Genomic DNA, 13,164 nt, shown 5'->3' on the forward strand with positions numbered 1-13,164 from the left:
CCGTAACCCATGTCTCCAGAATGGACCTGTCCCGTTCAACCATCTATCGCAAGATCGCCGAAGGCAGTTTCCCGGCTCAGATCAAGATCAGTGTCAACGACGCAGGCTGGCGAGAATCCGATGTTAATCGATGGGTCGATGACCCTGTTTTGTGGTGCGGCAGGGCGGGGCGGAGCAATCTCGAGTAGCGGCAATCGGTCGGCCGGCACAATGCCGCCACCGGCATAGGTTCACCTCTTGCGGCGAGTTGTCGGAAGAGCGATACAGGCGATTCTGTGCGTGCTAGTGGTTCATCAGCAACCTGATCGAAACCTTCGCGTGTGATACATGGCGCGTCGACGAACCAGCCGGGCATGAGATGCTGACATTGTACAAGTCTGAGAGAGAGGTGGAGGTAAAGCTCCTCCACCCGCTGTTCACAGACATCCTCGGCTATCCCGAGGACGAGCTGGACTGGGCCGTGCCGGTCCCTATGCATCTCGGGCGCGAGAAGAAGGTCAAGGAAGCGGACCTCGTCGCTAAGTACAAAGGCCGGAACGTGATTGCGGTCGAAGCAAAGAAGCCAACCGAACCGGTCCAGGCGCATATGGGGCAACTCGACTCGTACGCCTTTCACCTCCAGACGCCGTACAGCATCATCACGAACGGCCGGCAGTTCATCCTGCGGGGCTACTATTCGTTCAACAGCCGCATCAACGTAATCGATGAGAGCGTCGACGGACTCGCCAGCGACAAGTGGCGCAAGCTCGACAGCCTGATTTCGTTCAAAAACATCCAGTCGACCTTGGCCGAGCCAGCAATGCCAATCGTCGCACCGGACGAGGGCAAGATTCGTGATTACCGGCGGTTCTTCCGCCGCATCCACAGCACGATCCGCGACCGCGACAAGCTCGATCCCGGTGCCGCCTTCGATGAGCTGAGCAAGCTCCTGTTCCTGAAGGCAGCTGAGGACGACTGGGTATCCCGAAAGAAGGCGAAGCCTGTCCTGACGCCAGAGAAGATCCTCGAGTGGGCTTCTCTCGGTAAGGATACCGCTCAAAGCCTCGTCAACCGCTGGTTCTCTGCGGCGACGGACGAACTGTTCCCCGGCATCTTTGACGACCACCCCCAGATCAACCTGTCGCCCGCGACACTCGCGATCGTCCTTCAGGACATGGCATCGTTCCATGTCCGTGGCGGAGACGTCGATGTGAAGGGGCGCGCCTTCGAAGAGTTCCTTCCGTCGCAGCTCCGCGGCGAGGGCCTCGGGCAGTTCTTCACGCCGCGTCCGATCGTCAACTTTATGGCGGATCTGGCGGCCATCTCGATCCATGACGTCGTGGCGGATTTCGCATGCGGGTCCGGCGGCTTCCTAATCAAAGCCTTTGAGCAGATGGAGCGTGGGGTCGAGCAATTGCCGGCAGGCACCCTCCACCGAATGGGGACGACGCGCGAGGAACTTCTCGAGGACATCAAGGCAAACCAGATCTTCGGTATTGACGCAGAGCCCCGTGCAGCGCGGACGGCGAAGATGAACATGCTGATGTGGGGTGACGGCAAGAAGGTCGTCCGCGGCAACGCGCTCGACGACAAAGATCACGCCGGTCGGCCTTACGAACTGACCGAATACGATCCGCGGAATCAGGGATCGGGTTGCACGGTCATTCTCGCGAACCCGCCGTTCGGCAGCCGGGAGAAGGAGGCCGACATCCTTCGCCGCTACGCGCTGGGCGGCGAAACCCAGGAAACCAAGTCCGCGAAGACCGAAATCCTCTTCATCGAGAAGGGGCTGAAGCTTCTCCGCCCAGAGGGGAAGATGCTGATCGTGCTCCCGCAGGGCTTGATGAGCGGCGTCAACAACGCCCGGGTCCGCGACTACATCCACAGCAAGGCCGAGGTGCGCGCCGTGGTAAGCCTGCCGACACACACCTTTGTCCAGTCCGGTGTGCCGACGGTGAATACGTGCGTCTTGTTCGTCCAGAAATTCACGGACGAAAAGCAGGCCCTTTACGACGAGAAGACGGCTGGCCTGACACAACCCGAGATACGCGCACTCCTGCGGAAGGATCCAGACTTCGACTACTCGATCTTCATGGCGACCGCCGAGTTCGTTGGGTTCGAACCGAGCGGCCGGTCAATCTTGGAGCCGGGCGAGAAGACCGACCTCGACTTCCTCTTAGAGGACTTCGCCGCCAAAGAGATGATCGTCAGTCCCGACGTCGACCTGTTCGAGTTTGCGTCTCGGTTCTACGGTGAGAAGTCTTTTCGCCGGAAGGAGCAGACGGTCCGCGGCACCGTGAAGGGGCTAAAGACCGCATTCACCGTCGAACTGAGCGAGACGGTCGATCGTCTCGACCCCCCTTTCTACTTTTGGCGGTCGCAATCCACAGCGACACTGAAGGCGCTCCGCCCAATCGGCGACAGAGTGGTTGAGGTGAAGGACCGCTTGAGGCTCCTGACGGAAGACGACAAGGATCGCGAGTTCACTTACGCGTCCGTCTCCAGCGACGGCAGCGTGACACTGGACAGCATTGTGCGGGGGGAGGATTTTGCGAGCACCTACAAGCCCAAGAAGGTCTCGCCGCAGGACTTCATCTACAACCCGATGCGGATCAACATCGGCAGCATCGGCCTGGTGCCGGATGCAGAGGACGTGATCACCAGCCCGGACTACGTCGTGTTCAGGGCCAAGGGCATTAATCCGAACTATCTCCTGACCCTCCTCCGCTCGCCCTTTTATCGCATGTACATCGACGTCATCACGACAGGCTCGATCCGCGACCGGCTGTACTTCGATGACCTGCGGACGATCCGAATCCCCGACGCAACGAAGGGCGAGCAGACCCTCCTGGCCGAGTTCGGACGGCGTGTGGACGAGGAGAGCCGACAGCTCCTCAACGAAATTAGGACCCACCGAACCCGTGTTACGGACCGCCTGCACGACCTCATCCGCGAGGCCCGTGTTACCAACGACGAGGTGCCGGTCAAGGAAGCCTTCGGGCTGCTAGCCGAGAAATGGAAGCGCGACACGGCTATTGTCTCCTCAGTCACGAAGAAGCTGCGTCATCCGGCCTACCGAAAGATCGTGGCGCTGGGGGAGGAAGCTGTGCCAATGATTCTCGCCGAGTTGGCGAGGCGGCCAGACCACTGGTTCGCCGCGTTGGAGGAGATCACCGGGGAAAACCCAGTCCCGGTTGCCGACCGCAAGGTCCTCGCCAAGGCCGTCGACGCATGGGTGGAATGGGGAGCCTCGAAGGGATTTGGGCTGAATGACTGAGCAGTATCTGCCGCCTGAGATCGAAGCCGCGTTCCCAAACCTGCGAAGGGGCGAATATCGGAAGACCAGCGAGAACACCGTCTCCTACAATTGTATTGCCCATGCCGCCGAGGTGAGCGACTGGTGGTGGTGGCCCGCCGAAGGGCCGGGGATCTTCTGGCCGCCTGAGGCGCCGCAGGAAGAGACGGTCGACAGCTTCATCCAGGCCTACGCCGTGATGGGATACCAAGTCTGTTCGAGCCAGTGTAGGGAGCCGGAGCCCGGCTTCCAGAAGATCGCCCTCTACATCGACGAGGATGGTATCCCGACGCACGCGGCGAGGCAACTCGCGACGGGCGAGTGGACCAGCAAGCTCGGACGGGCCGAAGACATTGCCCACCGGACTTTGGAGGCACTGGAAAGCGGCGAGGACAAGACACTTGGATACGGGTTAGCGTCGCTGATCCTGAAGCGGCCAAAAAGTTAGCGGTCGTCAGGCCGATCGGCAAACCGTTCTATCGTGTCCAATCTTGCAAGGTTCTGCGCATGACCGCTATCGGCTTTGGCGGCCAAGGTCCGCTTTAGAGAGGTTGTATCCCTAAACTCTAAGGCCAATGGGCACGCGAAAGCGGCCCTTTTTGATCCTAGCCGGCGGCGAATCTTGTCCCGGTGCAGATGTATGCGCCGTAATTTGCCATCAACGTCAACGGTTTTGGCAATTCAGACAGAATGCTGCCAGATCGCGGACCATTTTGATGGTGCCAGAAAGCGAACAGGCCCGATAGGTTCAGCGGGTTGCAAGAGCAAATTCTTGACACCAAGTCATGGACATAGCGCAAGCCAATGCCCACCTACATTGCGCCGTCCCGCCGGGACGGTTACTTACGTTTTGTTGTAGGGGAAGGAGAGATCATGGGTGGCGTTAAGGCGGCAATGATGGAACACGAAGAAAACTTGGCTATGGCTGCTTCCTACCTAGTGGACATCGGAAGAATGGAACGCTGCGAGGCCCACGGTACCATCTACGGCGGAGCCGCTTGGGATTTGGAAGACGATTTCTACAAGCAGGTGATGAACGACCGGAACCGTGGTGCTAATGGGCCAGTTCCTTGGGCCGCCGCCATGAAAGCTCGCGAATACACTGACCTCCTAAAAGAGGCATACGAAAATCACCCGGGCGAAGCATGCTTCGCATGCGAGAAGAACATGGCTGACTAATCGGCATTGAGGCGCATGGGGCGCTGCTAAAGGTTGTCTCAGGCGCCCCTGGGCAGCTTTGGGAATGAGCGCCACGACGAGCCGACTAGAGGAAATCGGCGGGGAGGTTCCCATTGCCAAAAAAGAAAACTTGGAACTGGCGCAAGACGGTGATTGCCGTCGGTTCAAGTTGGTGGACTGTGGCCGTCACTGTTCTTCTGCTTTCCGCCGGCATCGCAGTTTTCTTCTGGTACGTTTACAACCAGTTGGACGAGTATTGGAAAGGCGTAGCCACAAACACCACGGCGGGATTTTTCGACGTGGTTGTCGTGGTGTTCACATTCGGAGCCTATGAGCAATTTCGTCGCCGGAGCGATGACATTGCCCGTTTGCGTGAGCGTATCGAAGACGTGAAAAGGTTCGATGATCCGCGTGCGCATAGTATCATAGGTTCCGCGATACGGGGACTTGCCAGATTCGGCCTTACAGACATTGACCTACGTGGCGCTCGGCTGACTAATTTCTCCTTTCCCAGTAACGGGATCCGCTCTATCTCTGGCGCTGTAATCTCTGATGGCCTCTACTTTGATGACGAGATGAAAAACTTCGCCAAGCTCAATTTGGTGGCTTTCACCGGAGTGGATTGTAGCGACGTTTGTTTCAGCAGCGGCGATTTTTCTTTGGCTACGTTTAATGACTGCGCTTTTCAGGGCGCATCCCTTGTTGGTGCTAAATTCAACGGAACCTCTTTGAATTGGACGGTCGAAAGAGTCATAGCCGATGAAGCCGACTGGCAAGAACTTGTCGATGAAGCCGAAGACGGTTCACCGATCTATGCCCAGATCTACAACCCGGCCTTTTATGGCGCAGACCTAACGAATTGCAGCTTCAAAAAAGTGCGATTTCAGAATGCCGATTTTCGCGGCGCCCAGAATATCGAGAAGGCAATTTTCGATGGTGCAACGGGGCTAGAAACCTGCCACTTCGATGGTGGCCAGACGCCGGCATCTTCCGAATCCTAGCTCATTGGGGAAGGTGGCGTCATATGACACTCTCTGCGAATCTGGCGGGTGGGAGTTCGGTCTCATCGGCCACGATATGACTATTGCGGAGGACTTACCCTATCGGCCCACTGCATCTTGACTTACGCGGATGCAGCCCGCCATTGGCACGATGCCTTCAGGTTTGCTGGAGCGTTTGCGGACGAGGATACTCGACCGAACGGATCTGCCCTGTGAACCTCGCTGGACTGTCCAAGTCTTAGCGTGGCACGGGGTTCACATTGCCTTTGGCATGTTCTCACTGCCATTTTCGCGGAGAATCGTCATAGCACTCCGTCCGGCAATTGCCGCGACCAGTGATCCGCTTAGTAGGGACACGGGCGGTCTGACACGATCGCGATCGATGTGCGGCTGCCCTAAACACACTGCCGATAGCTTCCGTGGCGCTTCCGCCACGTATTTCCCGACCTCTTCTTACCGAAGCAAGCCCTTGCTAACCGTATGTTTTCACGTTTGCCCTTCCCGAGAGATGGGTGACAGTTCATTCCGGATAGATGGGTTACACTTTGGGCCCTTTGCAAGGAGAGCAAGGTGCCTTGGAAGGAGTGTAACGTCATGGAAGAGCGGCTGAAGTTCGTCGCCCGGTTGCTGGACGGCGAGAAGATGGCGGTGCTTTGCCGGGAGTTCGATATCTCGCGCAAGACCGGCTACAAGATCCTCACGCGCTACAATGACAGCGGCCTTGAAGGGCTGACGGATCGATCGCGCCGGCCCTATCGCCACGCCAATCAGCTTCCGTTTCAAATCGAGAAGCTGATTGTGCGCCTGAAGCAAGATAAGCCGACATGGGGGGCGCCGAAGATACGCGAGCGGCTGGCCCGGCTGTATCCCGATGTGCACCGGCCCGCGATCTCGACAGTGCATGCGGTGCTCGACCGGCACGGCATGGTCGAGCACCGCAAGCGAAGGCGCAACAGGGCGACGGGGACACCGCTTTCAAACGGCTATCGACCCAACGATCTTTGGTGTGCCGACTACAAGGGCGAGTTCATGCTCGCCGACCGACGTTATTGCTATCCCCTGACCATCACCGACTTCGCCAGCCGCTATCTCATCGCCTGCGAGGCGCTGTCGACCACCAAGGAAGCCTTTGCCTTCACCGTGTTCGAAAGCGTTTTCAAAGAGTTCGGCCTGCCCAGCGCGATCAGGACCGACAATGGCGTTCCCTTCGCCAGCTCCAACGCGCTGTTCAACCTCAGCAAGCTGTCGGTCTGGTGGCTGCGCCTGGGCATCGACATCGAGCGCATCAAGCCGGGCTGCCCGCAGCAGAACGGGCGCCATGAACGCATGCACCTCACCCTGAAGAGGGAAGCCACCAAACCGGCAGGCGCCAATTTCCTTCAGCAGCAGGCCAGGTTCGATGACTTCATCGACGAGTTCAACTCAGAACGCCCGCATCAGGCACTCGGCATGGACTGTCCGGCAGAGCGCTACACGCCCTCAACGCGCCCCTACACCGGCCTGCCGGACCTCGACTATCCGTTTCACGACAAGGCTGTCACCGTCACCACCTGCGGCCGCATCTGCTACAATCGCAAGAAGATCAATCTCAGTCTCGTCTTCGCCGGCCAGACCGTCGGCATCAAACAGGTCGAGGACCATATCTGGCTGGCTACCTTCATGGACTATGATTTGGGATATTTCGACGATGAGACATGCAGGCTCGAACCACTCCAAAACCCTTTCGGGCCAAAAGTGTTACCCATGTCTCCGGTATAAACCGTAACCTATGTGTCCGGAACGGACCCTGATTCTGTTGGCGCACCCGACAGGATTCGAACCTGTGACCTCTGCCTTCGGAGGGCAGCGCTCTATCCAGCTGAGCTACGGGTGCTTCCCGGGGGGCCGGAAAACGAACCAGCCGGTGAACCGGCAAGTCACGGCTTCTTAGCGGAAGCCGGGGCGGGCTTCAACGGGCAATCGGCGATTGGCTGTGCGGACCCCTACTGCCCAGCCTCACTCTTCACCGTTGGCCGCCGCACCCCGCGCACGGCTCGCTTCGCCTTCTTCGCACCCGTCAGCTCGTGCATCGCGTCGAGCTGCATCTGCTGCATTTCGGCGAGCCGCGTCCATTGGCGGGAGATGAGGTAGTCCAGCTTTTCGTGCAGGTGGCGCACTTCGAGCTCGGCTTTGAGGTTGACGCGGTAGTCGTTGAAGGAGCGCAGGCGGTCCTTGGTCTCCTGGCGCTTCTGGCTCATCATGATGATCGGCGCCTGGATAGCGGCGATGCAGGAGAGCAGGAGGTTGAGCAGGATGAAGGGATAGGGGTCGAAGGCGCTGCTCATGCCCGCGATCAGGTTGATGCCGATCCAGATCAGAAGCACGCTGCCAAACGAGATCAGGAACCACCAACTGCCGCCGAAGGCCGCCATGTTGTCGGAGACGCGGTCGGCGAAGGAGCGGTGCTCCTCGAATTCTTCTTCCGAGTTTTCGGAAATCGTGTCCTGCCGGGCGATCGATTCCACCACCTGGCGGTCGAGCTCGGAGAATTCGCCGTGCTCCTGCTGCAGCAGCTCCTCCATGTAGCGCATGCGGTAGCGGCCGAGCTCCTCGCGGCTGATGCGGGCGCCCTTGGGCAGGTCCGGATGATCCGCGTGGATGCGGTCGGCGAGGCTCGGGCGCAGCGTGTCGATGCGCACGAGGTCGCGCTTGCGGAATTTGCGGCCCGAGATAGCCGACGGTTTTTTCTTCGGCTTGAACCGCGACGCGCCAGGGCCTGAAGGTTCGGAGTCCGGAACCTCGGGCGTGTCGAAATGCTCGTCGGAAACCCCGTGCAGGTCTTCCTGCGTGGTCGACGCCTCGAAATATTCGCCGCCGCTGTCGTTCTCATTGTCCGCCGCCTTCTGCTCGGATGCCTTGGGAACGGTGCTCATGGTGCTGGCTCCTGCTGTGGCGCTAAGGTGTGATGATATTCAGGTGAGGCCGGCCTGCAAACGACGGCCTTCTGCGCTTCCGGTGCTCACGTACGAAAAGTACGCTCCGCTCCGGTTCTCGAAAGCCATCGTTTTCAGCTCGGCCTGACCTGAATCTCAACACATCTTGGGCCTTCTGCCTGTCGCAGGCAGACGATACGCCAACGGGGCGGCGCATAGCCACCGTCGGTCTTCGCAGCCTATGCCATGGCTTCCGCACGATTGTGTGACATTCGTGAAACGATAGCCGGCTGTGGGTGTTTTTGTGGTTGAGGGGTCGGATGGCCATAAGAGGCGAGGCCTCCCCAACGTCGTCATCCTAGGGCGAAGCAGGAGCGAAGCTCCGTCGCGGAGACCCTAGGATCCATGCCGTGACGTTGGTTGAGGGTGCGGCGGAACGGAATTCTGCACCGCAGCGGCATTTTGGAAGTCGCGGCATGGATCCTCGGGTCTGCGCCGCGTCGCTGCGCTCCTTGCTCCGCCCGTGGATGACGAAGGTAGGCTCGGCTCTTAATTACTGCTGTATTACTGCTGTTCGGCGAACATCAGCCTGGTCTTGGTGTCGGCCACCATGGGCGAGAGGCTGCGCTGGATCAGCGCCTCGACATGGTCGTTGCGCTGGCGGGCCGAGTCGGCGCCCATCACCACCACGATCAGGCGGCGGCCGTCGGCATTGTAGGAGGTGACGATGTTGAAGCCGGAGGCCCTGATGTAGCCGGTCTTGATGCCGTCGACGCCGCGCACGCGGCCGAGCATGTCGTTGTGGCCGCGCACCAGCCGGCCACGGAACATGAAATCGCTTTCGGAGAAATAGTGGAAATGCTGGGGAAAGCGGGAATGCAGCGCCATACCGAGCACCGCCATGTCGCGCGCCGTCGTCATCTGGCTGTCGTCGGGCAGGCCGGATGCGTTGCGGAAGGTGGTGCTGGTCATGCCGAGCTGGCGCGCCTTGGAGGTCATCATGGCGGCGAACTGATCCTCCGAGCCGCCGAGATATTCGCCGACCGCCACCGCCACGTCATTGGCCGACTTGACGACGATGGCGCGGATGGCGGAATCGACGTCGATCGTTTCGCCGCGCCGGAAGCGCATCTTGGTCGGCGGCTGCGAGGCGGCGTGGTCGGAGACCGGGATCTGCGTTTCCTTGGTGACGCGGCCGGAGTCCATCGCCTCGAACAGCAGATAGAGCGTCATCATCTTGGTCAGCGAGGCCGGGTAGCGCTGCGCGGTCGAGTTGACCTCGAACAGCTGCTTTCCAGTCTGTGCGTCGACGACAATGGCGGCATATTTCTCCGGCGGCGCGGGCACGGCCAGAACCGAATCCGGCGGCGTCGTGGTCGAGCAGCCGGCCAGCAGCACCAGCAAGGCAAATGCCGCGAGAACTTTGTGGACGAACGAAAGGGGATGCAGGTGGGACAAGGGGCAGGTCTGTTCTTGGTAGGCCGTTGCTCGAGATGCGGCGAAGCTAACGTAACGCGATTGGTGCGTCCATTTGGTTAATGATGGTTAGTCCCAGGAATATGGTGGCCATCGGAGACCTGGGTTCCTCTCCCTAACCGAGGGGTCGGTGATATGCGATCGCCCTGCGGAGTGGGGAGAGGAAGAGGTTGCGAAGGCCGCCCCGAAATAGCCCCGTTCCTATCTTTCTGTGCCAGAATCGCGTTTCCTGTGGGAAGGGGCGCGGCATCTGGCGGCTTGGGGGGTGGCATGACGAATATCGGGGCCGGGGGCGCAGCGCCCTCGCTTATCAGGGCATCTCTCAGCCGCACCGGCAAATGGGCCGGCAGCATCGCATTTATCGGCGGCGCGGTTTCCGACATCCTCAATCCGCTGGCGCCGTTCGCCGCCTATATCGCGCTGGTCGCATCGATCGCGGCGGTCATCATCGCCATTGCCATCGTCCTGCGGCTCGTGCTGGCGGCCAAGGCGCTGCCGGCGCTGGTGTTCGCCACCAGTGCGGCGGCGGTCGCCGGCGGCGTCTATGCCGTGCAGAAGGAGACCAGCTCGCAGAACGGCATCATCGCCAGCCTTGTGCCGGCGGTCGCGAAACTGCAGCAATCGATCGGCATCGTCTCCGAAAGGGTGGCGAAGATCGAGCAGACCGTCACGCAAACGCAGAAGACCGTCGAAGAGGTCAAGAAATCGACCGACACGGTGGTGCAGAAGGCCGATCAGATCGCCTCCGCCCAGCAGCAGCAGACGCAGCAGGGCGCCGAGACGCAAAAGACCGTGGAGGCGGTCAAGCAGACCACCGACACGCTTGCCGCCGGCCAGCAACAGCAGCAGGCCCAGGCGGAGAAACTGCAGGCGACGACAGAACAGATCGCCGTCTCGATCGACACTATCGCCAAGGGGTTTGCCCAATTGGCAGCACAGGGCGGGGCGATCGCCGAGCCAAAACGGCCGGACGAGTTCTACCACAATGCCCGCGTCTACGAACTGTCGGGCGACATGCTCAACGCGCGGCGCGCCTACCTTGCCTTTGCCGGCTTCGATGTCGACGCCATCGACCCCTATACGCGCTTCGCCACGCTGCTTCGGGTGCAGGACGGCAAGGCCGGCGCGCGCGAAGTGTTCGGCCAGCTTGCGGAGAAGGCCAAGTCGCCGTCGATCAAGCTCGTCCACCTGCTGCAGTTCGACGACGCCCAGCGGGTCGACAAGGTCAATGCGTTCATCGCCGCCAATCCCGGCTACGCGCCGGCCTATTACCTCCTGGCGCAGGAATTTTCGGAAGACCGCCTCGGTAGCCAGACGCTGGCCGACAAGCGCGGCGAAGCCCAGGCGCTGACGAAATTCGTCGCTTACGAGAACGATGGCGGGCTGCTCAAATATTTCGTCGACCAGACCCAGCTGGCCGATTGGCTGGACCGCAGCCGCAGCCGGCTGACAGCGCTTGGCGACGTGCTCGACCCCGCCCGCTTCGCGCCGTCGCTGACGCCGATGCGCTCCAACCAGGGCTGGTCGATGACCATCTCGCTGCCGGAGCCGGCGACCGCGATTTCCTGGCGTCTCGGCGACAGCGGCGCCTTTACCGATACTGGCGTGCTGGCACTCAACGACCAGCGCACCGGCAAGCCGATGCCCAATCCGAGCTTCGAGTTGCCGGACAGCACGGCCGCGACCACCATCGCGATAAAATATCTCGACATCCGGGGCCGAGAGACCGGTCCGTTCGACATCCGCTTCGATCCCGATGCGGCGCTTCAGCAAGGCGACAAGCAGATCCTCGACCAGTTCTGGACGTCATGGATCGCCTTCGATGCCGGCGGCAATCATGGGCTGGTCTATTTCACGCAGATGTTGTCCTACCGCTGCGCCATCAAGGAAGTCCGCTACAGCCTGAACGGCGCGGCACTCGACAAGCAGATCAAGATGCCGCCCTGCGACAAGAAAGATCCTTATGCCATCCCCTACGACTACCAGCCCTATTTCAAGGTCGCCGACAGCGTGAAATCGATGTCGGTGCAGGTCACCTACACCGACAGCACAAAATCACCGGTGCGGGAATACAAGCGGCAGTAGGTCTGCTTACCCTGCCCCTTGTGTTCCCTGTGGGGAGGGTGAAAGCGGCGCTGATGCGAAATGCCCGACATCACGCTTGCGCAAGCCGCGCCGAACGGGTTCTGGTTGCTGCTTCAGAATCGGGTGAGAGCGCAATGGACATCAGCACGATCAAGGCCAGGGGCATTTCGGTTTCGCTCGATCTCACCGTCGGCCACATCGCCGACATGACCGTCGACGGCGACGGACGCCGGTTGAAGCCTCTGCATCGCGCGCCTTGGGTCGACGCGGGCGAGACCTTGCCGAAAGATCTGCCGCAAGGCACCGTTAGGCTCTCCGGCGATTTCCTCTGCGCGCCGTTTTCGCGCAGCGATGTCGAGGACGCGCCGCTGCATGGCTGGCCGGCCAACAGCGCCTGGGACATCAGCGAAAGCAGCGCCACGGACGGTGGCTGGCGCGCCGTTTTCCGGCTGCGGCACAAGGTCATGGGCGCCAGCGTCGACAAGATCTTCACCCTCATCGACGGCCATCCCTTCCTCTACCAGGAGCACGTGTTTTCCGGCGGCCAAGGCGCGATTTCCGTCGCCCATCACCCGATGACGGCGATGAAGGGCGGCGGCAGGCTGGCCTTTTCGCCGAAGCGCTTTGCCGCGACGCCGGCCGACCCCCTGGAGCCTGATCCCGCACGCGGCCGCTTCATGCTGGCCTATCCGGCGCGGTCGGCCGACCTCGGCCATTTTCCTGCCGCCGCCGGACGCACGTGCGACCTGACGGACTACCGCATGGACGATCGGCGCGAGGATTTCGTCACCCTGATCGAGGCCGACCATGGCGGGCCGGGCTGGACGGCGCTGGCCCGCAAGGCCGAGGGCGACCTGGTGCTGGTGTTGAAGAACCCGGCCGAACTGCCTGTTACCATGCTGTGGCTCAGCAATGGCGGCCGCGACTACGCGCCGTGGAGCGGCCGCCATCTGGGCGTGCTCGGCATCGAGGATGGGCGCGCCGCCGTCGGCCACGCCGCCTCGATCGGCGACAACTGGCTGAAGCGCGAGGGCGTGGCGACCGCCTTTGCGCTCGGCGACAGCTTCTCGTTTCGCCATGTCATCGGCGCCATGCCGCTGCCGGGTGGCGAACCGCCGCAGGAGGTTGTCACGACGGATGGCCGCATGCGGCTGTCGGCCGGCGGCTCGACATGGGACGTGCCGTTCGACAGCGATTTCCTGCGCATCGGCCAGCCTGCCGCGGCATAGGCACGAGA

Annotated in this window: 10 protein-coding genes and 1 tRNA gene; 8 read left to right on the top strand and 3 right to left on the bottom strand. The window is 61.0% G+C overall.

The genetic code is table 11. The annotated features are described in order from the left end of the window. The first annotated feature begins 20 nt into the window (after positions 1-20). The 6 genes from AC0NIH_RS02415 (at position 21) to AC0NIH_RS02440 (ending at position 7,212) form a co-directional block, all read left to right on the top strand. A complete protein-coding gene (locus AC0NIH_RS02415) occupies positions 21-188 on the top strand; it encodes a helix-turn-helix transcriptional regulator (RefSeq protein ID WP_473469276.1) in 168 nt (55 codons plus the stop codon). A 179-nt stretch (positions 189-367) separates the two neighbouring features. Next, positions 368-3,256, top strand: a complete 2,889-nt coding sequence (locus AC0NIH_RS02420) for an N-6 DNA methylase (protein WP_473469274.1) — start codon at positions 368-370, stop codon at positions 3,254-3,256. Beyond that, entirely contained in the window at positions 3,249-3,722 is a 474-nt protein-coding gene (locus AC0NIH_RS02425) for a DUF7689 domain-containing protein (RefSeq protein WP_473469271.1), read from the top strand. The genes AC0NIH_RS02420 and AC0NIH_RS02425 overlap by 8 nt, the downstream gene beginning before the upstream one ends. A gap of 425 nt (positions 3,723-4,147) precedes the next feature. After that, positions 4,148-4,453: a hypothetical protein gene (locus AC0NIH_RS02430; RefSeq protein WP_473469268.1), complete on the top strand. Its 306-nt coding sequence runs from the start codon at positions 4,148-4,150 to the stop codon at positions 4,451-4,453. Positions 4,454-4,566: 113 nt separating this feature from the next. Next, positions 4,567-5,454: a pentapeptide repeat-containing protein gene (locus AC0NIH_RS02435; RefSeq protein WP_473469265.1), complete on the top strand. Its 888-nt coding sequence runs from the start codon at positions 4,567-4,569 to the stop codon at positions 5,452-5,454. Positions 5,455-6,024: 570 nt separating this feature from the next. Then, positions 6,025-7,212 (top strand): IS481 family transposase, encoded by a 1,188-nt coding sequence (locus AC0NIH_RS02440; RefSeq protein WP_474025142.1) that lies wholly within the window; start codon positions 6,025-6,027, stop codon positions 7,210-7,212. A gap of 38 nt (positions 7,213-7,250) precedes the next feature. Here AC0NIH_RS02440 and AC0NIH_RS02445 read toward each other — a convergent pair. The 3 genes from AC0NIH_RS02445 to AC0NIH_RS02455 form a co-directional block, all read right to left on the bottom strand. Next, positions 7,251-7,327, bottom strand: a tRNA-Arg gene (locus tag AC0NIH_RS02445). A gap of 109 nt (positions 7,328-7,436) precedes the next feature. Further along, a complete protein-coding gene (locus AC0NIH_RS02450) occupies positions 7,437-8,366 on the bottom strand; it encodes a DUF1003 domain-containing protein (protein WP_473467213.1) in 930 nt (309 codons plus the stop codon). A gap of 564 nt (positions 8,367-8,930) precedes the next feature. Beyond that, positions 8,931-9,824 (bottom strand): D-alanyl-D-alanine carboxypeptidase family protein, encoded by an 894-nt coding sequence (locus AC0NIH_RS02455; RefSeq protein ID WP_473467210.1) that lies wholly within the window; start codon positions 9,822-9,824, stop codon positions 8,931-8,933. Between the two features lie 288 nt (positions 9,825-10,112). On the opposite strand from AC0NIH_RS02455, the gene AC0NIH_RS02460 reads away from it, so the two are divergent. Both AC0NIH_RS02460 and AC0NIH_RS02465 read left to right on the top strand, forming a co-directional pair. After that, positions 10,113-11,927 carry a methyl-accepting chemotaxis protein gene (locus tag AC0NIH_RS02460; RefSeq protein WP_473467208.1) on the top strand — a complete coding sequence of 605 codons (1,815 nt, stop codon included), beginning with the start codon at positions 10,113-10,115 and terminating at the stop codon, positions 11,925-11,927. Positions 11,928-12,061: 134 nt separating this feature from the next. Then, positions 12,062-13,156, top strand: a complete 1,095-nt coding sequence (locus tag AC0NIH_RS02465; protein WP_473467206.1) for a hypothetical protein — start codon at positions 12,062-12,064, stop codon at positions 13,154-13,156. Positions 13,157-13,164: the final 8 nt, after the last annotated feature.

The organism is Mesorhizobium sp. WSM1386 (assembly GCF_055901595.1).